This is a genomic window from Aquitalea sp. (genome assembly GCF_030150775.1).
Taxonomy (GTDB): Bacteria; Pseudomonadota; Gammaproteobacteria; order Burkholderiales; family Chromobacteriaceae; genus Aquitalea; species Aquitalea denitrificans.
Genome location: NZ_JASLFG010000059.1, coordinates 20,933 through 44,341 on the forward strand (window position 1 = coordinate 20,933; position 23,409 = coordinate 44,341).

The window sequence follows — 23,409 nt, forward strand, 5'->3', positions numbered from 1 at the left end:
ATGCATACCGCAAGTCAGGCACAGCAACAGGTGCGGCTGATCGTGCTGCTGGGGGTACTGGTGGCCTTCGGCCCGCTGTCCATCGACATGTACCTGCCCGCCCTGCCCGCCATTGCGGCGGATCTGGCCGCGCCGGTGGCACGCATCCAGCTGACCATCGGCAGCTTCCTGGCCGGCTTTTGCGGCGGCATGCTGCTGTACGGCCCGCTGTCCGACCGCTATGGCCGCCGCCCGGTACTGCTGACCGGCCTCAGCCTGTATGTGCTGGCCAGCCTGGCTTGCGCTGCGGCGCAAACGGCAGAACAGCTGATTGCCCTGCGCGTGCTGCAGGCCATGGGTGGCGGCGCGGCCACGGTGATGGCACGCGCCATCGTGCGCGATGCCTTTCCGTTGAGCGAGGCCAGCCATGTGCTGACGCTGATGCAGCAAATCACCATGATCGCCCCCTTGCTGGCCCCGCTGCTGGGTGGCTGGTTGTTGCTGCTGGCAGGCTGGCGCAGCCTGTTTCTGCTGCTGGCGCTGCTGGGTGCGGTGTCGCTGGCGCTGGTGGTGTGGCAGTTGCCGGAAAGCCATCCGCCATCCGCTCGGTCGGACATCACGCTGGGCAAAGCCTTCCGTGCCTACGGCCACCTGCTGCAACACCTGCCTACCATGGGCTACAGCCTGGCGCTGGGGCTAAGCTTTGGCGCGATGTTCGCCTACATCACCGGCTCCCCCTTTGTGTACATCCAGTACTTCGGCGTGGCCGCGCAGCATTACGGCTATCTGTTCGGGCTGAATATCGTCGCCATCGTGCTGTTCAGCCAGCTCAACCGCCATTTGCTGCGGCGGCATGCCATCGACAGCCTATTGCAATGGCAATGCGGCGTGGTGGCGGTGGCCGGGCTGGCACTGTGGCTGCTGGGTGCGCACAGCCTGTGGCTGACGGTGCTGCCGCTGCTGTTCAGCGTGGGCATGACCGGCAGCATCGGCCCCAATGCCATGGCGCGCTTACTGCAACTGCATGCCGACCGTGCCGGCGCGGTGATGGCGCTGGCGGTCTCCGGCCAGTTTGGCTGCGGCATGCTGGCCAGTGCACTGGTGGCCAGCCTGTTTGACGGCAGCCCGCGCGCCATGTGCCTGCTGGTGATGGCCTGTGGTGTCGCTGCCTGGCTGAGTCTGCAATTGATCCGTTTTTCCCGGAAACCGACATGAACTCCCACTCCCGCCCATCCGCATCCCTGCTGCGTGAACAGGCATATATCAACGGCCAATGGCTATCCGGCGCGCAGCAGTTTGCCGTGCACAACCCGGCCAGCGGCGCACTGCTGGCACAAGTGGCCGATCTGGGCGCAGCAGAAACCTGCGCGGCCATTGAGGCCGCCAGCGCCGCCCTGCCCGGCTGGCGGGCGCTGACTGCACAGCAGCGTGCCGCCATGCTGATGCGCTGGCATACGCTGATCCTGCAGCACCAGGGTGAACTGGCGGCGCTGATCAGCCAGGAGCAAGGCAAGCCCGCCGCCGAAAGCGCAGGCGAAATTGCCTACGGTGCCAGCTATATCGAATGGTTTGCCGAAGAGGGAAAACGCGCTTATGGCGAGGTGATTCCCAGCCCCTTTAGCGACAAGCGCCTGCTCACCGTGCGCCAGGGCGTAGGTGTGGTGGCGGCCATCACGCCGTGGAATTTTCCGCACGCCATGATTACCCGCAAGGTGGCCCCGGCGCTGGCCGCTGGCTGCACCGTGGTGCTGAAACCGGCAGCGGAAACACCGCTGTCCGCACTGGCGCTGGCGGCGCTGGCCGAACAGGCTGGCCTGCCGCCCGGCGTATTCAATGTCGTCACCGGCACCGATGCGGTGGCCATTGGCGGCGAGTTGACCGGCAGCCCGCTGGTGCGGGCGCTGAGCTTCACCGGCTCCACCGCTGTCGGCAAATTGCTGATGCGCCAGTGCGCGGACACGGTGAAAAAACTGGGGCTGGAGTTGGGTGGCAATGCGCCTTTCATCGTGTTTGACGATGCCGATCTGGATGCCGCCGTGCAGGGCGCGCTGTTTGCCAAATTCCGCAACAGCGGCCAGACCTGTGTCTGCGCCAACCGCCTGCTGGTACAGGACGGCATCTACGATGCCTTTGCCGCCAGACTCGCCGCTGCCGTGGCCGCGCTACAGGTTGGCCCGGCCAGCGAGCCCGGCATGCAGCAAGGCCCGCTGATCAGCCAGGCCGCGGTGGCCAAGGTGCAGCGCCACATCGCCAACGCCGTCAGCCTGGGGGCAAGGGTGCTCAGCGGCGGTGCGCCGCATGCACGCGGCGGCAACTTCTTCCAGCCCACGGTACTGGCCGATGTCACCGAACAGATGCTGGTGGCGCAGGAAGAAACCTTTGGCCCGCTGGCTCCGCTTATCCGCTTCCGCGACGAAGCCGAGGCCATCCATTTGGCCAATAGCGGCGAATCCGGCCTCGCCGCCTACTTCTACAGCCGTGATGTAGGCCGTTGCTGGCGGGTGGCCGAAGCCATCGAAGCGGGGATGGTGGGCATCAACGAAGGTGCCATTTCCACCGCAGTCGCCCCGTTTGGCGGCATCAAGCAGTCCGGGCTGGGTCGCGAAGGCGGCCGCCCAGGGCTGGAAGAATTCATGGAAACCAAATACCTGTGCTTTGGCGGCATCGCCAACTGAGGAGACATCATGCTGACATCAGACATCATCCAGACTACCGCCCGCCGCCTGCATCAGGCCGAGCAGCAACGCGAGCAGATCCGCCAGATTTCACTGGACTACCCGGACATCACTATTGAAGACGCCTATGCCATCCAGCGCTGCTGGGTGGAGATGAAGCTGGCTGAAGGCCGCACGATCAAGGGCCACAAGATCGGCCTGACCTCGCGCGCCATGCAGATGTCCTCGCAGATCAACGAGCCGGACTACGGCACTCTGCTGGACGACATGTTCTTCAACGACGGCAGCGACATTCCCACCAGCCGCTTCATCGTGCCGCGGGTGGAAGTGGAGCTGGCCTTCATTCTGGGCAAGGAGCTCAAGGGCCCGGACATCACCCTGTTCGATGTGTATCAGGCCACCGATTTTGTCATTCCGGCACTGGAAATCATCGACGCGCGCAGCCAGTCCATCGACCCGGCATCCGGCCGCCCGCGCAAGGTGTTCGACACCATTTCCGACAACGCCGCCAATGCCGGCGTGGTGATGGGCGGCCGCCCGGTCAAGCCGTCCGAGCTGGACCTGCGCTGGGTATCCGCGCTGATGTACCGCAACGGGGTGATCGAGGAATCCGGCGTGGCCGCGGCGGTGCTGAACCACCCGGCCAACGGCGTGGCCTGGCTGGCCAACAAGCTGGCACCGTTTGATGTCAGCCTCAAGCCCGGTCAGGTGATTCTGGGTGGCTCCTTCACCCGCCCGGTGCCGGCGCGGGCTGGCGATACCTTCCATGTGGACTATGGGCCGCTGGGTGCCATCAGCTGCCGCTTTGTTTAGATCAGCGAACAAAAACCCTGCTGCTGCGTTGCGCCTCCTGGCCGTACACCTTGTACTGTCTGCGTCGGCGCGCCTTGCATCAGGGGCGCTGCGCTATTTTGTTAGCTGCTCTTGTTTTTTAAGGAAAATTCCATGCAGAACCCATCCAACCGCTTCAAGGCTGCGCTGAAAAACGGCGAAGTGCAGATCGGCCTGTGGCTGAGCCTGGCCAGCCCCTACAGCGCCGAGCTGCTGGCTGGTGCCGGTTTCGACTGGCTGCTGATCGACGGCGAACACGCGCCCAACACACTTACCGACATGCTGGGCCAGCTGCAGGCCATCGCCCCCTACCCCAGCCACCCGGTGGTGCGCCCGGTATGGAACGACCCGGTGCGCATCAAGCAGATTCTGGACATTGGCGCACAAACCCTGCTGCTGCCCATGGTACAGACCGCCGAAGAAGCGGCACTGGCGGTAGCCGCCACCCGCTATCCGCCGCATGGCATCCGCGGGGTGGGCAGCGCCATTGCCCGCGCCTCGCGCTGGAACCGCATCGAGGGCTACCTCAAGCATGCGGAAGACGAGCTGTGCGTGCTGGTGCAGATTGAAACCCGCCAGGGCCTGACCAATCTGGATGCCATTGCCGCCACGCCCGGCGTGGACGGCGTGTTCATCGGCCCGGCGGATTTGTCCGCCGACATGGGCTATCTCGGCCAGCCTGCCCACCCGGAAGTGCAAGCCGCCATCGAACAGGCCATCGTCCGCATCCGCGCCCAGGGCAAGGCGGCCGGCATCCTGATGGCTGACGAGAAACTGGCCCGTCACTATATCGAGCTTGGCGCGCAGTTTGTCGCCGTGGGCGTGGACAGCACCGTGCTGGCGCGCAGTGCCGAAGCACTGGCCGGTCGCTTCAAGTCCGGTGGCCAGCAGGCCGGTGCCAGTGGCGTGTACTGAAACCACAATGGACGGCCCAGCGGGTCGTCCGCTGACGCGGCATGCAGCCAACAGATAATTAATATATTCAATTAACCACAACCGAAAGGACTGCACAGCCACATCGCACACCGCAGCAAGGCAACAAGGTGATCTGCCAGCAAGAGCAGGCACCACGACAAAGGACAACACGCCGGAACGCTCCCGGCACGATAAATGAGGAGAAGTGCATGAGTCTGGATAAAGCCACGACCTGCCACACCGCGCCCGACCTGATGGATCAGGCGCACAAGGACGACACACAGCAAGAACAACAGGTGATTCGCAAAGTTTCCGGACGCTTGATCTGGTTTCTGTTCATCCTGTTCGTATTTTCCTTTCTGGACCGCATCAACATCGGCTTTGCCGGCCTCACCATGGCCAAAAGCCTGAACCTGACGGCCACCATGTTCGGCTTTGCCGCCACCATCTTTTACATCACCTACGTGTTGTGCGGCATTCCCAGCAACATGATGCTCAGCCGTATCGGTGCCCGGCGCTGGATGGCCGGCATCATGGTGGCCTGGGGCTTTGCCTCCACCGCCACCATGTTTGCCCATGACGCCACCAGCCTGTACATCCTGCGCGCACTGGTGGGCATTACCGAAGCCGGCTTCCTGCCCGGCATGCTGGTCTACCTCACGCTGTGGTTTCCGCGTGTTTACCGTGCCCGCGCCAATGCCCTGTTCATGATTGCCATGCCGGTGACCGCAGCACTGGGTTCGGTGGTATCCGGCTATCTGCTGGAAATGGACGGCATCTGGCAACTGGCCGGCTGGCAATGGCTGTTTCTGGTGGAAGGCCTACCTTCGGCCGTGCTGGGCGTGGTGGTGTGGTTCTATCTGGATGACTCCCCCGCCAAGGCGAAATGGCTCAGTCCGGAAGAAAAGCGCTGCCTGCAAGGCATGCTGGACGCCGAAGCACACCAGCCAGCCCAGCAACATGCCGGCGTGATGCACGAGCTGCTGCAGCCGACGGTGTTGAAATTCGCCTTCGCCTATTTCTGCCTGGTCAACACCCTGAGCATGGTGAATATCTGGGTGCCGCAAATCGTCAAAAGCTTCAATGCCGGCAGCAGCAATGTCACCATCGGCATCCTGGCTGCCATTCCGCAGCTGGGCACCATTTTGCTGATGCTGTGGTGGGGCGCGCGTTCCGACCGCACCCAGGAGCGCAAATGGCATACCGTGCTGCCCATGCTGTTTGCCGCTGCAGGCTGGCTGCTGACCGCCTATGCCGGCGACCCGGTAGTGCGTCTGGCCGGCATCGTGATGGCTTCGGCCGGTTCCTTTACCGCCATGACCATTTTCTGGACCACCCCCGACACCACGCTGTCGACCAAGGCCAAGGCAGTGGGCATTGCCCTGATCAACGCCACCGGCAATATCGGTTCGGCGCTCAGCTCCTTCGTGGTGGGCTGGCTCAAGGACATGTCGCACAGCTTCACCAGCGGCCTGTTGTATGCGGTGGCCGCCTTATTGATAGGTGCCCTGGTGTTTCTGCTGATTCCGCTGCAAAAGCCGGCGCGCAACTGAACCATTAACCATTCCCTATTTAACTGCACGGTGTCCGACATCAAGGCCGGACACCGCGGCGGCCTGCGTCCATCAATCGCCAACGCAGGCCCAAACCGGAGCCATACCATGCAAGGCAAACATCTTTGGGCAGCCCTGTTCCTGCTGCCACTGCTGGCCCACGCCGACGTCACCCTGTACGGCACACTGGACGAAACCATCGAATCGGTCGGCACCCGTGGCGCTGCCAACGGTCAGCCCGGCAGCAGCGTGCGCCGCATCAGTTCGGACAGTTCGCTGATCGGCTTCAAGGGTCGTGAAGAACTGGGCAACGGACTCAGTGCCTACTGGCAGCTGGAAAGTAATCTCTGGCTGGACAGCGCGCCCTCCTATGCCACCTTCGGCACCCGCGACAGTTTTGTCGGTCTGTCCACACCCGCCGGCAATGTGCAGGCCGGCCTGATCAGCCCGCCCACCCGCGTGGTGGCCGGCATGCTGGATGTCAATCAGGGCAATACCGGCATTGGCATGTCCGGCGCGTTGCTGGGCAAACTGGGCAATGTCCTGTCCGCTGACGGCCTGTTGAAAAGCTATGGCAGCGCCACCCCGGCCGACGGTAATGGCAACACCCTGGTGCGCACCAGCCCCTTCGACACCCGCCGCAAGAACGCCGTGCAGTACACCAGCCCCAGTTGGCAGGGGCTGACGGCAACCGTGGGCTATGACGCGGTGGAAACACGCGCCGCCGGTGCCAGCCATGCCGCCAGCGTGTTTGACCTGGGCCTGAGCTATCGCGGTGGCCCATGGCTGCTGACCTCCGCTTACGAGCGCATCGACACCGGCGTGGATGATGCAGCCAGCAGCACAACCCAGTTCCGCCAGGTATGGAACCTGCGCGCAGGTGGCTACTACCGTTTTGACGAAGTCAGCCGTATCGGCCTGCTGCTCGACCACACCGATGGCCATCTCACCCCCACTGCCGCCGCCAGTTATCAGGGCAGCAGCCTCAGCCAGAATGTGTGGTATGCCCAAGCCGTTATCGGCATCGGCGACCATGGCCGGCTGATCAGCCAGTATGGCGAATCCGGCAAGCTGCAAGGAAGCACCGTCAGCGATAGCGGGCGGGCACGCCATGCCGAGCTGGGCTACGAATACGACCTGTCGCGTCACACCACCCTGAAAGCCCTCTATGCGCAAATCCGGAATCATGGCAGCGCCGCCTATGATTTCGGCTTCAGCAGTATTGGCAGTGTGCCTGCCGGCAGTACGGTGCACGGGCTGGCCATGGGGCTGCGCCACAGCTTCTGACGCCAAACTCGCTCCAGATGGGCAGATTCTCCTTTCAGCTGCACCATCCTTGTCAGCCGCTCCTTTCTGGGCGGCTGTTTTTTTTGCCGCATCTGCCTTTTGGTGCAGGGTCGAAGAAATTCATGAAAAGTACAGTAATCAACCTGAAACTTGTATTTCATGGCTATTGGGTGGGCTACATAATGCAGTCAGCAAGCACAGCTTCCGCGCTCGTCAGACCACAACAACACCAGGTGCAAGCTGTCTGCCGTATTGCCTTGTTCACGGCACAAATACTTAACTTATTAATAAAACACATGCAACAGGAGACATTCATGAGCGAGAAAACCCTGCTGATCCGGCTGCAGCAAATCCTGCCGGAAATCGCCGCCAACGCGGACCAGGCCGAAGCCATGCGCCAGGTCCCGGAACAAAACATCCGCCTGCTCAAGAGCATTGGCATGCATCGCGCCTTCCAGCCAAAGAAATACGGCGGGCTGGAAATATCCTTGCCGGAGTTTGCCGACTGCGTGGCCGCACTGGCCGGTGCCTGTGGTGGCACCGCCTGGGCGTTCAGCCTGCTGTGCACCCACAGCCATCAGCTGGCCATGTTTTCGCAACAGCTGCAGGATGAAATCTGGGGCGACAATCCGGATGCCACCGCCAGCAGCAGCATCGCCCCGTTCAGCCAGATCGAAGAAGCCGAAGGCGGTGTTTATCTGAGCGGCGAAATGGGCTGGAGCAGCGGCTGTGACCATGCCGAATGGGCCATTGTCGGCATGCGCCGTAAAAATACCGAGGGCGAACTGGTGTACAGCTTTGGCGTGCTGCCACGCAGCGACTATGAAATCCGCGACAACTGGTTTGCCATGGGCATGAAGGGCAGCGGCTCCAAAACCCTGGTGATCCGCAATGCCTTCATCCCCAATCACCGTATCGAAGCGGCCAAGGACATGATGGAAGGCCGCTCCAGCGGCTTTGGCCTGTATCCGGACAGCGATATTTTCACCACCCCGTATCGGCCCTACTTTGCCAGCGGCTTTGCCGCCATCAGCCTGGGCATTGCCGAACGCATGTTGCAGGCATTCAAGGACAAAACCGCCAATCGCGTGCGGGCCTACACCGGTGCCAGCGTCGGCACTGCCACGCCTGCCCTCATGCGCCTGGCAGAGTCCACCCACCAGGTAGCCGCCGCCCGCGCCCTGCTGGAAAAGACCTGGCAGGATCATGCAGAACACGGCCGTCGCCGTGCCTACCCGGACCGCCTGACACTGGCCTACTGGCGTACCAATCAGGCGTATGCGGTCAAGATGTGCATCGAAGCAGTGGACCGCCTGTTCAGCGCCGCCGGTGCCACCAGCTGGATGGAAGGCAACGAGTTGCAACGCCTGTTCCGTGACTCGCACATGACCGGTGCCCACGCTTATACCGATTACGATGTCTGCGCCCAGATCCTTGGCCGCGAACTGATGGGTCTGGAACCCGACCCGAGCATGGTCTGACACCACCTCACAACAAGCAAAACAAGGAGATGAGGATGACAAGCAAACCACCGGCCAGCGCGGACGACCCGCGTCTGTTCCGCCGCGCGCTGGGTAACTTTGCCACCGGCGTCACTGTGATGACGGCCTGCGGCACGGATGAACAAAAAGTGGGCGTCACCGCCAACAGTTTCAACTCGGTATCTCTCGACCCGCCACTGATTCTGTGGAGCATAGACAAGCGTTCGGGCAGCTACCCGGTATTTGCCTCGGCCAGCCACTTTGCCGTCAATATCCTGGCAGCCGACCAGATCAGCCTGTCCAACCGCTTTGCCCGGCCCAGTGACGACCGCTTTGCCGGCGTAGCGCACACGCAGGGGGCTGGTGGCGCGCCGCTGCTGGAAGACTGCGCCGCCCGCTTCGTGTGCGAACGCCATGCCATGCATGACGGTGGCGACCACTGGATCATGCTGGGCAAGGTGGTGGCACTGGACGACTTTGGCCGGGCACCCCTGCTCTACCATCAGGGAAGTTATGCCATGGCCTTGCCGCACAGTCTGCAGCAGAAAAAAGAGCTGCCGGCGCTGGCATGCAGCAACCTGCAAAAGCGCCTGGACAACAATATCTACTATCTGCTGACCCAGGCTGTGCGTACTTACCAGAATCACTACCAGCCACGCCAACTGGCAACAGGGCTGCGCACCAGTGAGGCACGCATGCTGCTGGTCCTGGAGGACGGGCTTGATCTGGCGGCACTGCATGGCGCAGTCAACATGCCTGAACGGGAGGTGGAACAGGCAGTGGCCATGCTGCTGCGCAAGGAGCTGATCAGCCTTCAGGAGCAACACTACAGGCTGACCGAACAGGGCCGTTTGCAAGCAGAAGCCCTGCACGATCTGGCAGAACAACAACAGCAGGAACTACTGGGAGGCTTCGATGCAGAACAGGTATCGGTACTGAAAAACATACTGCAGGGCATCATCCGCCAACGCTAGCCTCAAGTACCTCAACGGCTTCAGGCGCGGCCTCGCCGCCCCTGAAGCGGTCCAACTCCATTACGGCATGGCTTGCAGCTGCTGCTCCAGCGTTTGCAGGCGATGACGCAGATCCTCCAGCAGAATACCCACCTGCTCGGCATGTCCAAGCTTGCAGGCTTTTTCCATTTGTTCGCAGTCACGCGCCACCTGCTGGGCATCGATCAGCCGGGCTGCACCCTTGATCTTGTGCAGCACCTGCGCCAGATCCATCCACTGCTGCCGGTCATACAAGGAAAACGCTTCAGCCAGGTCATGCCGGTTGCTGTCCAGCAGCTTGCACACAAACTTTTTCATCAACACCGCATCGCCATCAAACAGGGCGGACAGGCTGTCATTCACATAAACCGGCAGCCGCTGCATGCTGACTGCCAGGCTAAAACGCAACAAGGTGGTATGCAGCACCGGCAAGGTTACCGGCTTGGCCAGCAGGATATTGAAGCCGGCTTCCTGTGCTCGTTGCCACTCCTTCTCACCCGGGTCGGCTGATATGCCAATGACCGGACGCATATCACCATCGCTGCGTAGTTGCCGCACCAGACAAAAGCCATCCAGCTGAGGCATGCCCAGGTCGGTCAGCAGGCAGTCAAACTGTTGCAGCCGCCATTGATTCAGCGCCTCCAGTCCGTTGCTGACCCCCGCCACCTCACAGCCCAGCCGTTGCAACTGGCTGTTGAGCAAAAACAGATTGGCCAGATTGTCCTCGGCCACCAATACCCGTGGTTGCAGGCCTTCGGCCCAGAGACCGGCAGCCGGCTGCCCCTGGCTGTCCAGTGCGCCATATGCACCGGGGCCAGATTCGGACACTGCACTCTGCGGCCGGCTGCTGATGCGTTGCATCATTGAAAAAATCTGATTGTTTGACATGACACTGACACCTGATTTGATTATCTGGACACTCCCGCCTCTTCATCCGCTTGTCGGGCTCACGCAAGAAGCGCTTTAAGCTTAGAAAGGGGAACGGCATCACTATCCGGGTTATTTCTCAACAAACAATAAGAAATTTCTGATCATGCAAAAGGTCAGCGCATAGCTCGCCAATCGACACAGTAAATGCAGGTGATGTGTCGCATCCGAGCCGCAGACAGCAGGCAAAAACATTGCCGAGACATCCCAGGCACAACGGGTTACATTGCTGTCTGATGGCAACAAGGCCAGAACATTGAAGTGGCCAGAGACGGAGCAAGCATGATCCACCACCACCACCCTCTTATCTCCAGCTGCCTGGGAACACAGCGCCAGCTATCCAGCTTTCACTTTGGTCAGCCGGGCAGCCCGGCTGGCAAGGCCTATATCCAGGCCTCGCTGCATGCGGACGAACTACCCGGCATGCTGACCGCCTGGGAACTGAAACAGCAGCTGCAGGAGCTGGAACAACAAGGCAAAATTGCCGGGGAAATCATTCTGGTTCCGCAAGCCAACCCCATCGGGCACGCCCAGTCGATACAGGGTTATCAGTTGGGCCGTTTCGATCTGGCCAGCGGACAAAATTTCAACCGCCACTATCCGCAACTCACCAACGCGGTTTATGCCGCGGTAAAAAACCAACTGGGTGCAGATGCAAAGAGCAATACCGCCCATATCCGGCAGGCCATGCGCCAGCACCTGCGGCAGCTGACCGAACCGACCGAGCTGGTCAGCCTGCGCAAGACACTGATGCTGCTGGCGACCGATGCCGACATCGTGCTGGACCTGCACTGCGACAGTAATGCAGCGTTGCATGTCTATACCGGCACACCACTATGGGAGCAATGCGAACCACTGGCACGCTATCTGCAATCGCATGCGCAGCTGTTGGCTACCGAATCGGGTGATTATCCCTTTGACGAAGCCTGCAGCCAGACCTGGTGGGAATTGCAGGCCTTGTGCCAGCGGGATGGGCTGGACGTCCCCATCGAAATGGCCTGCCTGTCGGTTACAGTAGAATTGCGTGGCCAGCATCAGGTAAACCGGCAACTGGCCAAACAGGATGCTGCGGCCATTCTGGATTTTCTGCGCTGGCGCGGGCTGATCACCGGCGATACACCCGCAGCCTTGCCACCGCTACCTTATCCGGCAACCCCCTTGGCGGGGTCCGAAAACCTGCTTGCTCCCCATCCGGGTGTGGTCAGCTTTTTGCTGCCGCCAGGCAGCGTGGTAACGGCGGGACAGCCGGTGGCCGAAGTCATCGACCCGTTGCAGGACAAGGTGGCAGTACTCAGCTCGGCATACGGCGGTATGTTGTATGCACATGAGCTACATCCCTATGCCACAGCCGGAATGACCGTAGCCAAGGTAGCCACGGCGCAGGCATTCAAAACTGGCAAACTGCTGTCAGCCTGAAGACCGGCTAACCCGGGTCTGGTGCGGCATCAGACCCGGCCCTGGCAATGGCCTGCAGCAGGCAGGATGGACACAGGCAATCCTTGCCATCCTCGCCCAGCGGCATGATGTTAGGCAGCTTTGCACACCAGCAGCTGTTGGCCGGCCCATTGGCTCCGCAACTGAAGCTGTCGCCGCAGCGCTGGCACTGTTTGGCCTCGACTTGTGGCGGCAAGGCAAGCAAGCGGTTCCACACCGCTTTCTTCTCGAAATCACTGAAACCAGGCCAGCCGGCAATTTCCTTGATGGAGCGTCGACAACTTAGGCAGTGTTCACCGGTGGCATCCAGCTGGCAACGCTGCTGGCATGGTGACGGGATGGGCGGCTTCATGCCGCACACCTACTGGCGGGGCAACCACCAGCCAATAAGGGAAGTCGCAGCCGTGGCGACAAAGGTCGCACACTACGGTCCTGCCCGGCGGCTGACCAAATGGAAATGCTACACATATGATGCATATACAACCTGCTACAAGGGGAATAGTACTAACCCGGCACGCGGGACCAGATACCAAAAATCATACGGCATGATAACAAGACAATTAAATGACATGGAGATACAAGCATTTCACTTGTCCGTGCGCAAATAAAAATCCACCGCCATCATGCCGGCATTTCACCCTTCCATCACATCACTGCTATATCCTTTGTCGCCCACCTTCACGCTGTGGGTCTGCAAGGTATCAAGCTGCAGCATGCTCAGGCTGCGGCCATAAACACCACCGGTATCCAGATACCAGACATTGTCGATGCTGCGTACACCGGCCTGGGGCGTATGTCCGACACAGAGCATGAAAACCCCGACCACAGGCTTGCGTACCATCCCCCTGGCGCGTAAACGACACCAGGTAATCTGCCGCAACAGCTTGCCCCCTTCTTCGCCCCAGGGCTGAGGCAGGGCCAGTTGTTCGCGCAGGCCATTCCAGTCATCCAGTGGGCAGTCAGCATGCAGCAGCCCGATCAGTCCGTGCTCGCTCACCACCTCCATCGCCAGCGGCAGGCGGTTGAACGCTGTACGATAGGCCTGCTTGTCCCGCTCCGCCAGACAGATAAACCAGCCGCCACCATTATTCAGGTAACGCTCGCAGGCATCGGTTTGCGCCAGATCGAAATCCAGTGCCATCTGCTCGTGATTTCCACGCACAGCATAAAACCAGGGCTTGGCCAGCCACTCCAGTACCTGGCGTGACTCCGGCCCCCGGTCCACCAGGTCGCCTACGGAAAACAGGCGATCGCGACTACCATCGAACACCACGCTTTCCAGCAACTGGCGCAATTCGGTAAAACAGCCGTGGACATCACCCACAACATAATCCCGTCCATTCAGGTTGGCGGGCAGGCTGGCAAACAACTCAGTCATACACAATCACAAAGGTTTTATCGATTTACCGCTTTATTATGCACATCTGTCCCGCTACTGCGGGAATTTGTCTAGCGGCAGGCATGAAAAAACGGCGCAGAATCTGCGCCGTTTCTGTATGAACTACCGCCTGAATTACTGCGCCGCAGATGCAGCAGCCGGAGCGGCAGCACCGCCACCGATGGTCTGCATCACTTTCCACTGGCCGCCTTCAACCTTGTAAACGGTAATGCCGCCGTCTTTCAGGTCGCCCTTGTCGTCGTAGGTCCAGTTGGCGGAAGTCACACCGGAGTACTTGATCTTGGCCAGAACCGGCAGATAAGCCTTGGGATCGGTGGAGTTGGCATCCTTCATGGCCTGGATCATGGCGCGGGTAGCGTCATAGCCATACGGAGAGTAGGTGGCTACGTCGGTCTTGAAACGTGCCTTGTACTTGTCGGAGTAGTCCTTGCCCTTGGGCATCTGCTCCAGCGGCAGGCCAGCCAGCGAGGCGATGGAGCCTTCGGCTTCCTTGCCTGCCAGTTGCAGGAAGTTCGGGGTCTTGGTCATTTCGCCGGAGATCAGCGGAGCCTTCAGGCCCAGACGCTTCATCTGCTTGGCCATCGGAGCGGACTGGGCATCAGCGCCACCATAGAAAATCACGTCCGGGCTAACACCCTTGATGGAGGTGAGAATGGCGGCAAAGTCAGTTGCCTTGTCATTGGTGAATTCGCGCTTGGCTACTTCGCCACCAGCAGCCTTGACGGCTTTTTCGAATTCGTCCGCCAGGCCCTGGCCGTAAGCGGTACGGTCGTCAACGATGACGATTTTCTTGGCCTTCAGGGTATCCACCACGAACTTGCCCATCACGCTACCTTGCTGGGTATCGGAGGTCATGGAACGGAAGGTGTTCTTGAAGCCCTGAGCGGTGAAGACCGGGGAAGTCGCCATGGCGATCATCGGAATGCCGGCGTCGGAGTAGATCTTGGAGGCCGGAATGGCGCAACCGGAGTTGAAGTGACCGATGATGCCGGCAACCTTGTCATCAACCAGTTTCTGAGCCAGTTGGGTAGCGGTTTTCGGGTCGGCCTGGTCATCCTGGGCGTCCAGTTCGAAAGTCACCGGCTTGCCACCGATGGTCGGCTTCTCGGCATTGGCATCTTCAATCGCCAGAGTCACACCGTTTTTGTACTCTTCGCCATAGTGTGCTTGCGGGCCGGTCAGCGGCGCAGCAAAGCCGATCTTGATGGTATCGCCACCAGCAGCAGCGGCAGCCGGAGCGGAGGCGCCAGCCGGAGCAGCAGCGTCGTCTTTCTTGCCACATGCAGACAGTGCCAGAGCGGCAGCTACAGCGACGGTAACGGTAGTCAGCTTGGTGAATTGCATCTTGAATCCTCTATCTTTCGGTCTCTCCTGTCCGCTTGTGGCGAACAGATCTCATGCAGCGAGCTTGTTGTAAGTTAAAACGCTGGCGGCATTATTCCAATGCCGACAGCTCATGACAAGTAGCTTGGCACAGATAACATCGTTCAGCCCCGGTTTGTGACCATTCCCGCCAATCAGCAGAAGGTCTCCGGGGCTGCCGTCATCAGTCGCCAATACTCATCAGGCTGGCATTACCACCCGCCGCCGTGGTGTTGACGCTGACTGCGCGTTCCACCACCAGACGGTGCAGGTTGTAGCCATCCTTGCCAGCCAGTACCAAGGGAATCAGCGCACCATCGCGCTGCGCCAATTGCTGACGCACCCTGGCAGCATCATTCCCTTCATACAGCACGGCATCCAGCGACGCGGTCAACACATCTTGCGTAAGCTCGACATGGCTACCCAGCGTACTGGCCAGTTGGCGATTGGCCGGCGAATCCGCCAGCACTGCCACATTGCCGGTAGCCATTACGGCCACCAGTTGTTCGGCCAGCATTGCACTGCTGCTGGCCACGCACCCTACCTTGCCGCGTGCGGCAAAGCAGAGCGTGTTCTTTTCACCGGTCGGACCGGGCAGGCTGACCTGATGCGTCAGCGGCGAGGCGCGGCGTGCGGCATCGATGCGTACATTCAGCCCACTCACGCCCAGGCTGTCAGCCACTGCGGCCAGCTTGGACAGACCGGCCAGATTGGCGGCCACTGGCTGCAGCGCCAGTTTCGGCTCCCAGGCGGCGCGGGTCAGACGGTACAGGTAGAACGGGCCACCGGCTTTGGGGCCGGTACCGGACTTGCCTTCACCACCAAACGGCTGCACGCCCACCACCGCGCCCACGATGTTGCGGTTGACGTAGACATTGCCCACTTTGATCTTGTCGACAATGTTGTTGATGGTTTCGTCGATACGGCTGTGGATGCCGTGGGTCAGGCCGTAACCAGTGCTGTTGATCTCGGCGACTACCTTGTCCAGTTGGCTGGCTTCAAAGCGCAGCACATGCAGTACCGGGCCAAACACTTCGCGGGTCAGGTCGGACAGGTTGTCGATTTCAAACAGCGTCGGTGCCACGAAGGTACCCTGCTGGCATTCTGCACTCAGCGGGGTCTGATAGTTCCAGCGGGCACGCGACTTCATCTTGTCGATGTGTGCCAGCAGACCGGCCTGGGCTTCGGCATCAATCACCGGGCCAACGTCGGTATTCAGCTTGGACGGATTACCCACGGTCAACTCGGCCATGGCGCCCTTGATCATGGCGATCACCTTGTCGGCGATATCGCTTTGCAGGTACAACACACGCAGTGCTGAGCAACGTTGGCCGGCAGAGTCGAAGGCCGAACTCAGGACATCGGTCACCACCTGCTCCGGCAGTGCCGAGCTGTCCACGATCATGGCGTTCTGGCCACCGGTTTCGGCCACCAGCACCACATCTTCGCCACGCTTGGCCAAGGTACGGTTGATGATCTGCGCCACTTCGGTGGAGCCGGTGAAAATCACGCCCTGGATGCGCGCATCGCTGGTGAGCGCAGCACCAACCACTTCGCCACGGCCTGGCAGCAATTGCAGCACATCACGCGGTACACCAGCCTCATGCAGCAGGCGCACGGCATAGGCGGCGATCAGGTTGGTCTGCTCGGCTGGCTTGGCCAGCACCGGGTTACCGGCAGCCAACGAGGCGGTCACTTCGCCAATGAAGATGGCCAGCGGGAAGTTCCACGGGCTGATACACACCACCGGCCCCAGCGGCTGGTGGGTGGCGTTGTCGAAATTGGCGACAATCTGCGCGGCATAGTAACGGCAGAAGTCCACCGCTTCACGCACTTCGGCAATGGCATTACTCAGCGTCTTGCCGGCTTCGCGCACAGCCAGGCCCATCAGCGCCGGCATGTGGTCTTCCATCAGGTCGGCCATGCGGTTCAGACAGGCAGCGCGATCAACCACCGGGGTATTGGCCCAACGTGCGGCGGCGGCTTCAGCCAGTTGCAGCGCACGTTCCACGTGCTCCGGCGTAGCTTCAATCACCTGGCCGACGATGTCGGCATGGTCAGCCGGGTTACGCACCGGCTGGCTGTCGCCTTCGCTGACATCGGCATCACCCAGCAGGGGGAAGGCAGTCCATTGCTGCTGTTCCGAACCTTGCAGGCCCATTTGCAGCGCAGCCAGCACGTGCTCGCTGGACAGGTCCAGACCCTTGGAATTCTGACGCTCGCTGCCATACAAAGAAACCGGCAGGGCAATCTTGTGATGCGGTAGGCCGGCATGGCTGGCGGCTTCAGCTACCTGATCAGTTACCAGCTCGTCGATGGACACGTTTTCGTCCACGATGCGGTTGACGAAGGAACTGTTGGCACCGTTCTCCAGCAGACGGCGTACCAGATAAGCCAGCAGGGTTTCGTGCGAACCCACCGGCGCGTAAATACGGCAAGCCTTGCCCAGATTGTCCTTGCCCACCACTTGGTCGTACAAGGTTTCGCCCATGCCGTGCAGGCACTGGAATTCGTAATCCAGACCCTGACCCAGCTGATAAATGGCAGACAGGCTGTAGGCATTGTGGGTGGCAAACTGCGGGTAGATGGCATCCTGTGCGGCCAGCAGACGCTTGGCACATGCCAGATAGGAAATGTCGGTGTACACCTTGCGGGTATAAACCGGATAGCCCGGCAGGCCATCCACCTGGGCACGCTTGATTTCGGCATCCCAATAGGCGCCCTTCACCAGACGCACCATGAAGCGGTGACCGGAACGGCGTGCCAGATCCACCAGGTAATCGATGATGTAAGGGCAGCGCTTCTGGTAAGCCTGCACCACCAGACCAATACCATTCCAGCCAGCCAGATCCTTGTCGAAGGCCAGCTGTTCCAGCAGGTCCAGCGACAGCTCCATGCGGTCGGCTTCTTCGGCATCGATATTCAGGCCGATATTGTATTGCTTGGCCAGAAGCAGCAGTTCCTTGAGGCGGGCATACAGCTCGGTCATCACGCGTTCACGCTTGGCGCGGCTGTAACGCGGGTGAATGGCGGACAGTTTTACCGAAATACCCGGGCCATCGTAAATGCCACGGCCGGCAGACTCTTTGCCGATGGCGTGGATAGCCATCACATAGTCTTTCATGTAGCGCTGGGCATCATCCTCGGTCATGGCGGCTTCACCCAGCATGTCGTAGGAGAAGCGATAGCCGCGTGTTTCGCGCTCGCGGCCATTTTCCAGCGCCTGTTCGATGGTTTCGCCAGTGACGAACTGCTTGCCCAGCATGCGCATGGACATGTCCACGCCTTTGCGGATCAGCGGTTCGCCGCCCTTGGCGATCAGACGGGTCATGGCGGCAGACAAGCCCTGCTCGCTATGCGAGGAAACCAGCTTGCCGGTCACCACCAGGCCCCAGGCTGCGGCATTGACGAACAAGGAAGAGCTGTTGCCCAGGTGGGCTTTCCAGTCGCCACGGGAAATTTTGTCGCGGATCAGCTTGTCGGCGGTTTCCTTGTCCGGAATACGCAATAGCGCTTCTGCCAGACACATCAGGGCAATGCCTTCTGCGCTATCCAGCGAGAACTCATGCATCAGGGCATCCACCCCGCTGGAGCGCGTACGCTCGTGCCGCACCTGGCTGACCAGGCGACGCGCCAGGTCCTGAGTGGCGGTCACTTGTGCCGGCAGCAAGGCAGCTTGCGGCAGCAAGGCTTGTACACATTCCTGTTCATCGCGACGGTATGCGGATGTAATGGCATCGCGCAAGGCGCTCTGGTTTAGGGCAAACACCTCGAATTGCATGGAAAACTCCCGATTTTGTTCGCAGCCCGGTTTATACCGGTTAAGATTTGCCTATTGTATACAATTGCGTTTTTCTTTGTTCGACAATATAAAATATTCTTGGAGTATTACGCACGGCCCCTGTGACAGAGCAAGGCAAATCAAGCGACTTGTCCTATTATTTGGCTCATCGCAACAGCCTGCAGCTGTTGCATTGCCACAACGCACTAGCCTGCAGCCGCAGCAAGCGCCATCAAACCACCGCCCTGACAGGCCATTTCCACTTTGTAGTCGAGACAGGATATCCGTGCAGAATATTTTATTGATACTGAATGCCAGTCCCTATGGCAGCGAACGCAGCCTTAGTGCACTGCGACTGACACTGGCTCTTGCCAGCCATGCACAACCCAGCCGCATCAAGCTGTTCTTACTGTCCGATGCCGTCACTACGGCACAAAGCGGCCAGGGCAATACCACCGGCCCCAGCCTCGGTGACATGTTGGCAGAAGCCATTGCACATGGAGCCGCAGTTTATGTTTGTCGCACCTGTGCCGATGCACGCGGGCTGGATCAGGGACGTTTACTCGCCGGGGTCAAGATAGGCAGCATGCCAGAACTTGCCGGCTGGACGCTGGAAGCAGATAAGGTCATCAGCTTCTGAATAAAAAAAGGCCTGCCTCTCGGGGGGGAAGGCAGGCCAAAGGGCAGTTCACATCAAGCAATACATGGTCAGATTGGGCGAATCGACATTTCGGAGCGGACCTCGCGCACTCCCGGCACATTGGCAGCGACCTCCAGCAACTGCCGAATGGTATCCCGGCTGGGGCTTGAACCCTTCAATCGCACCATGCCGGCCTTGACCCAGGGATGCACCACAGCACCAGAGCCATCCGCCAACGGTTTCAATACTTCATTCAATTCCCAAGCAATTTTTTCGTCATCAGACAGATGAGAAACAGCAACATGCTCAGCAATCGGATCAATCGACAGACTTCCCGTTGCTATCGCAGCATGCAAGGGAAGCAACAATAAAAGCAGCAAACCGAAACGTTTAATTTTCATTGCACACCTCGCGACAAGAGCGTTGCCACTACTATTGCAATTGCTGTGCCAGGTAAAAATACTTCTTACATAACAACAACTTGCAAAATAAAATGGCAAATTCCCCACCTATACAAACCTGAATTTGTCGCATACTGGCGACAGGCCAAAAGCCATAAGCACGCCAATACCATGATTTAAAAGAAAAAACCCCTGTCGTCATCTGGCGACAGGGGTTGACAGGACAGCGTGAAATCAAAAATCCTTGAATGCCGAAGCCACCAGATCATGCTTTTGCAGCAGCCGGTAAAACTCGGTTCGATTCCGGTCTGCAATGCGCGCGGCAACGCTGGCATTGCCCGCAGTCACCCGCAGCAGCTTTTCCAGATAGTCCCTTTCAAACTGACGCCGGGCCTCGGCCAGTGTCGGTATGCTGGCCATGCCATCGGACACCGCCTTTTGCACCAAGCTTAATGGTATCAGCCCGGACGTGCTCAACACGCAGCACTGCTCTACCGCATTAGCCAACTGACGGACGTTGCCAGACCAGCGCAAACTGCACAAATGCTCCATGGCATCAGGCGCAAAGCCGGCTACCTCCTTGCCATAGCGCTCGCACAACTGCACCAGGAAATGCTGAGCCAGCAGCGGAATATCTTCACGGCGATCGCTCAGTGCAGGCAATTGCAAGGCCACCACATTCAGCCGATAAAACAGATCCTCGCGAAACAGGCCGTCACTAATCAGCGACTCCAGATCCCGGTGGGTTGCCGAGATCACACGCACATCCACCGCCACAGACTTGCCGGCACCAACAGGTCTCACTTCCCTCTCCTGCAGCACGCGCAGCAACTTAACCTGCAAGGCCAGCGGCATGTCGCCGATTTCATCCAGAAACAGTGTTCCGCCATCAGCCTGGGCAATCAACCCCTGATGCCGCGTTGCAGCCCCGGTGAATGCGCCCTTTTCATGGCCAAACAACTCGCTTTCGAGCAAATTATCAGGAATCGCCGCGCAATTGACTGCGATGAACGGACCGTTCGCCCGTGGACTGGCACGATGCAATGCCCGCGCCAGTACTTCCTTGCCGGTGCCACTTTCGCCACGAATCAATACGCTGGCATCTGTTACCGCAATCAGCCGTGCTTCGGCCAGCAACTCATCCATCAAAGGACTGCAACTGACCACTTCCTCACGCCAGGCATCCTGTTCATCGAGTGCAATAGCAGGGGCCGACAACAGTAAAGCCTGCTCCACCTTACCCAGCAGGGCTGCACTATCAAACGGCTTGACCAGGTAGCCAAATACACCACGGCTAACTGCATCGACAGCATCCGGCACTGTACCGTGAGCGGTAAGCATGATCACCGGCATCGATGGATAGCTCTTTTTCACCAACTCGAACAACTCCATGCCGTTCAAACCAGGCAAGCGCCAATCAGTAAGCAGCACATCAGCCCGGCGCACCGCCAGCGCACTCAGGGCTGCTTCAGCAGATGCTGCCTTGTCAACCAGATAGCCCGCAGCTTCAAGGCGTAAACTAAGCAGCCGCAACAGATCTGCATCGTCATCAACCAGTAATACCCGTCCACTACGCATCATGGCTGTATCTTCTTCTTGCTGGCCTTATTGACCATGGATTGTTCGATCTGACGCAAAGCATCCAGCTTGGCAGTCAGCTCATCGGCACGTCGCTGCTGCTCAGCCAGTTGGACACTGCTTCTTTGCAGTGCATCTTCATGCCGCCTGCGCTCATTCAACTGGCTTGCCAACAATATGGACAAGCCGGACAAGCCCTCTGCCGGCTCTTGCCGCAGCTGGGCATTTGCCATTTCCAGCTGTAATCGCATTGCTTCGAACCTGGGTTCACCATTGAGCAACTGCTGTGCCACATAACGCAATCGGTCGCCGGCACATGCATCTCTCAGCAAAGTCACAGCCTCCCGGCCACGGCGTACACCGCTCAATACTGCATCAGCGTCCGGACAGTTGCGTAGTACATATTTTCCAGTTGAAGGGTTTGCCGCATCCCGCGCAGGTCGCCCAGTCATCGCCACACACCCTGACAACATGCCCAGTAACAGCAAGGCACAGATATTTTTACGCATCATGCAAGTACTCACCCAAAACCTCATGGCCACCAGACACACAAATGTGCGCCACGCACAGCCGGTAATGACTCGACATCACCACCCATTAATTGAGCAAAGGTTTTCACCATGGTAAGCCCTATGCCACTACCGGGCACTTCACCCACAGGAGCCGGCCCGGTATAAAAGGGCTGAAAGACAAGCGTGTGATTCTGTGCAGGAATTCCCGGTCCCTGATCAATGACAGATACCCATGTCCGGTCTGAATTCCTGCCAATATTCACAGAAATAACACCATTAACAGGTGAAAACCGTATGGCGTTAGAAAGAAGATTATCGATAATGGTTCGGAATTTTTCCTGATCGACCTGCACCAGCAAAGCGGCCTGGGACAACTCCAGTCTGATGCGCTTTTGTTGCAACAAGGGCCGCATGGCTTCGGCTGCCAGCGCTATCAGGGCTTGCAGATCATGCAGCTGCATGGCAAGTGGCCGCTCCAGCCAGTTAGCCGCATCATGCAGCAAAAGCGCATCGACACGCTGGCGTAGCAGCCGGGTATTGGACAGCGTAATGGCCACGATTTCCTGCTGAGAAGCCAGCAATGGGCCGGGAATCTGGTCCTGCAGCAATGAGGAAGCCTCCTGAATTGCCGCCAACGGTGTTTTCAGTTCATGCGAAACATGACGAAAAAAATCAGCCTTATCCTCCTCCAGCCGAGCAAGACGCCGATCAAGCTCTCCCAGTGCGGTCGCCAGCTGGACAATATCCGCGGGGGCAGACATCGCCCACTCCTGGCCTCGCTGACCTTGCGCCAGCGCAGCAATCTTGCTGCGCAGCTGCTGTAATGGCCTAACCAGCATCCAGGCCAGTAGCAAGCCAGAAACCACAGCAAGGCACAAGGATAAAATCGCAACCCGGTCAGCTTGCTGACGCTTTGCACGCAGGCTGCTATCCCATTGCAGTCTTTTGAACTCTGCCAGCTGCCTGATATGGGTCTCAAGCTCACTCCCCAGACTGGCCAAAGCCTCATACTGGCGTGACCACTCTGCCGCAGGATGATCTGCACCATCAAGCAGGCGCTGTGACAGCGCGCACCATCGTACCAGATTCCGCCCCAGCACCTGCAGACCGCTGTCATCCATGTGTTTAAGGCGCTCCGCCAGTTGCCTTAACCCTGATAGAGCCTCCTGTCCTGCGTGAGAATAGCTTTCCTCATGCAAAACACTCCATTGCCGTGTTGCCCGCTCGAACAGTTCTCCCTGACTGGAAAATGCACGCATGGACTCCGACAACAGCTGCGATTGTTGCTGGCTTTGGTCTACCTGCTCAGTCAATTGCTGTAGATGCCACCAGGTTTGTACCAGAGCCAACGAAGGAATCAGCGTCACCACAAACAGGCTGGCCACCAACAAAGTTTTAAAAGATAGATGGCGCAATATCATGAGGAACCCATCGCCAAAGAAATACTGCATTGTCTGTCATGATGATTACGCTTCACAAATCAAACAGGCTTAGACAGAGTGATTGATTAAAGAGCAATCTAGAATGCACAAAGCCCAGCTCGGTTGAGCTGGGCTTCTGTATGGGGAGTCTGGCGGTGTCCTACTTTCACATGGCGAATGCCACACTATCATCGGCGCTAAGGCGTTTCACGGTCCTGTTCGGGATGGGAAGGCGTGGGAC

At 59.3% G+C, this 23,409-nt stretch carries 19 protein-coding genes and 1 rRNA gene; 10 read left to right on the plus strand and 10 right to left on the minus strand.

Going from position 1 to position 23,409, the window contains the following annotated elements; translation table 11 throughout:
- The 8 genes from QVF59_RS20095 to QVF59_RS20130 all read left to right on the plus strand — a co-directional run bounded on the left by QVF59_RS20095 (window position 1) and on the right by QVF59_RS20130 (window position 9,695).
- Window positions 1-1,194, plus strand: coding sequence for a Bcr/CflA family multidrug efflux MFS transporter (locus QVF59_RS20095; RefSeq protein ID WP_287882262.1), 1,194 nt, complete (start codon window positions 1-3; stop codon window positions 1,192-1,194).
- On the plus strand, window positions 1,191-2,654 hold the full coding sequence (locus QVF59_RS20100) for an NAD-dependent succinate-semialdehyde dehydrogenase (RefSeq protein WP_287882264.1): 1,464 nt from the start codon (window positions 1,191-1,193) through the stop codon (window positions 2,652-2,654). Before QVF59_RS20095 ends, QVF59_RS20100 begins: the two co-directional genes overlap by 4 nt.
- Before the next feature lie 9 nt (window positions 2,655-2,663).
- Entirely contained in the window at window positions 2,664-3,467 is an 804-nt protein-coding gene (gene hpaH / locus QVF59_RS20105) for a 2-oxo-hept-4-ene-1,7-dioate hydratase (RefSeq protein ID WP_287882266.1), read from the plus strand.
- A gap of 132 nt (window positions 3,468-3,599) precedes the next feature.
- On the plus strand, window positions 3,600-4,400 hold the full coding sequence (hpaI, locus tag QVF59_RS20110) for a 4-hydroxy-2-oxoheptanedioate aldolase (RefSeq protein ID WP_287882267.1): 801 nt from the start codon (window positions 3,600-3,602) through the stop codon (window positions 4,398-4,400).
- 209 nt (window positions 4,401-4,609) lie between these two features.
- Entirely contained in the window at window positions 4,610-5,953 is a 1,344-nt protein-coding gene (gene hpaX, locus QVF59_RS20115; protein WP_287882269.1) for a 4-hydroxyphenylacetate permease, read from the plus strand.
- A gap of 108 nt (window positions 5,954-6,061) precedes the next feature.
- Window positions 6,062-7,240 (plus strand): porin, encoded by a 1,179-nt coding sequence (locus QVF59_RS20120; RefSeq protein WP_287882271.1) that lies wholly within the window; start codon window positions 6,062-6,064, stop codon window positions 7,238-7,240.
- 314 nt (window positions 7,241-7,554) lie between these two features.
- The gene (locus QVF59_RS20125; RefSeq protein WP_287882273.1) at window positions 7,555-8,721 is read left to right on the plus strand and encodes a p-hydroxyphenylacetate 3-hydroxylase oxygenase component; all 1,167 of its coding nucleotides are present in this window, start codon (window positions 7,555-7,557) and stop codon (window positions 8,719-8,721) included.
- Window positions 8,722-8,756: 35 nt separating this feature from the next.
- A complete protein-coding gene (locus tag QVF59_RS20130; RefSeq protein WP_287882275.1) occupies window positions 8,757-9,695 on the plus strand; it encodes a p-hydroxyphenylacetate 3-hydroxylase reductase component in 939 nt (312 codons plus the stop codon).
- 60 nt (window positions 9,696-9,755) lie between these two features.
- On the opposite strand, the gene QVF59_RS20135 is transcribed toward QVF59_RS20130, so the two are convergent.
- On the minus strand, window positions 9,756-10,541 hold the full coding sequence (locus QVF59_RS20135; protein ID WP_287882277.1) for a response regulator: 786 nt from the start codon (window positions 10,539-10,541) through the stop codon (window positions 9,756-9,758).
- A 381-nt stretch (window positions 10,542-10,922) separates the two neighbouring features.
- Between QVF59_RS20135 and QVF59_RS20140 the strand changes: the two genes are divergently transcribed.
- Window positions 10,923-12,056 (plus strand): M14 family metallopeptidase, encoded by a 1,134-nt coding sequence (locus tag QVF59_RS20140; protein WP_287882279.1) that lies wholly within the window; start codon window positions 10,923-10,925, stop codon window positions 12,054-12,056.
- A gap of 7 nt (window positions 12,057-12,063) precedes the next feature.
- Here the strand turns inward: QVF59_RS20140 and QVF59_RS20145 are convergent, their stop codons facing one another.
- The 4 genes from QVF59_RS20145 to putA all read right to left on the minus strand — a co-directional run bounded on the left by QVF59_RS20145 (window position 12,064) and on the right by putA (window position 18,616).
- Window positions 12,064-12,426 (minus strand): cysteine-rich CWC family protein, encoded by a 363-nt coding sequence (locus QVF59_RS20145; protein WP_287882281.1) that lies wholly within the window; start codon window positions 12,424-12,426, stop codon window positions 12,064-12,066.
- Window positions 12,427-12,708: 282 nt separating this feature from the next.
- Entirely contained in the window at window positions 12,709-13,452 is a 744-nt protein-coding gene (locus tag QVF59_RS20150; RefSeq protein WP_159878686.1) for a metallophosphoesterase, read from the minus strand.
- Window positions 13,453-13,587: 135 nt separating this feature from the next.
- Window positions 13,588-14,817: a branched-chain amino acid ABC transporter substrate-binding protein gene (locus QVF59_RS20155; protein WP_159878688.1), complete on the minus strand. Its 1,230-nt coding sequence runs from the start codon at window positions 14,815-14,817 to the stop codon at window positions 13,588-13,590.
- Between the two features lie 202 nt (window positions 14,818-15,019).
- On the minus strand, window positions 15,020-18,616 hold the full coding sequence (putA, locus tag QVF59_RS20160) for a trifunctional transcriptional regulator/proline dehydrogenase/L-glutamate gamma-semialdehyde dehydrogenase (RefSeq protein WP_287882283.1): 3,597 nt from the start codon (window positions 18,614-18,616) through the stop codon (window positions 15,020-15,022).
- A 286-nt stretch (window positions 18,617-18,902) separates the two neighbouring features.
- On the opposite strand from putA, the gene QVF59_RS20165 reads away from it, so the two are divergent.
- The gene (locus QVF59_RS20165; RefSeq protein ID WP_159878692.1) at window positions 18,903-19,256 is read left to right on the plus strand and encodes a DsrE/DsrF/TusD sulfur relay family protein; all 354 of its coding nucleotides are present in this window, start codon (window positions 18,903-18,905) and stop codon (window positions 19,254-19,256) included.
- Window positions 19,257-19,324: 68 nt separating this feature from the next.
- On the opposite strand, the gene QVF59_RS20170 is transcribed toward QVF59_RS20165, so the two are convergent.
- From QVF59_RS20170 to rrf, 5 genes are all read right to left on the minus strand, one after another.
- Window positions 19,325-19,657, minus strand: a complete 333-nt coding sequence (locus tag QVF59_RS20170; RefSeq protein WP_159878694.1) for a BON domain-containing protein — start codon at window positions 19,655-19,657, stop codon at window positions 19,325-19,327.
- Between the two features lie 234 nt (window positions 19,658-19,891).
- A complete protein-coding gene (locus QVF59_RS20175) occupies window positions 19,892-21,238 on the minus strand; it encodes a sigma 54-interacting transcriptional regulator (RefSeq protein ID WP_287882286.1) in 1,347 nt (448 codons plus the stop codon).
- Window positions 21,235-21,786 carry a hypothetical protein gene (locus QVF59_RS20180; RefSeq protein ID WP_287882288.1) on the minus strand — a complete coding sequence of 184 codons (552 nt, stop codon included), beginning with the start codon at window positions 21,784-21,786 and terminating at the stop codon, window positions 21,235-21,237. Before QVF59_RS20180 ends, QVF59_RS20175 begins: the two co-directional genes overlap by 4 nt.
- Window positions 21,768-23,198 (minus strand): sensor histidine kinase, encoded by a 1,431-nt coding sequence (locus tag QVF59_RS20185; RefSeq protein ID WP_287882290.1) that lies wholly within the window; start codon window positions 23,196-23,198, stop codon window positions 21,768-21,770. The genes QVF59_RS20180 and QVF59_RS20185 overlap by 19 nt, the downstream gene beginning before the upstream one ends.
- Before the next feature lie 117 nt (window positions 23,199-23,315).
- A 5S ribosomal RNA gene (gene rrf, locus QVF59_RS20935) occupies window positions 23,316-23,409 on the minus strand; the annotation flags it as partial.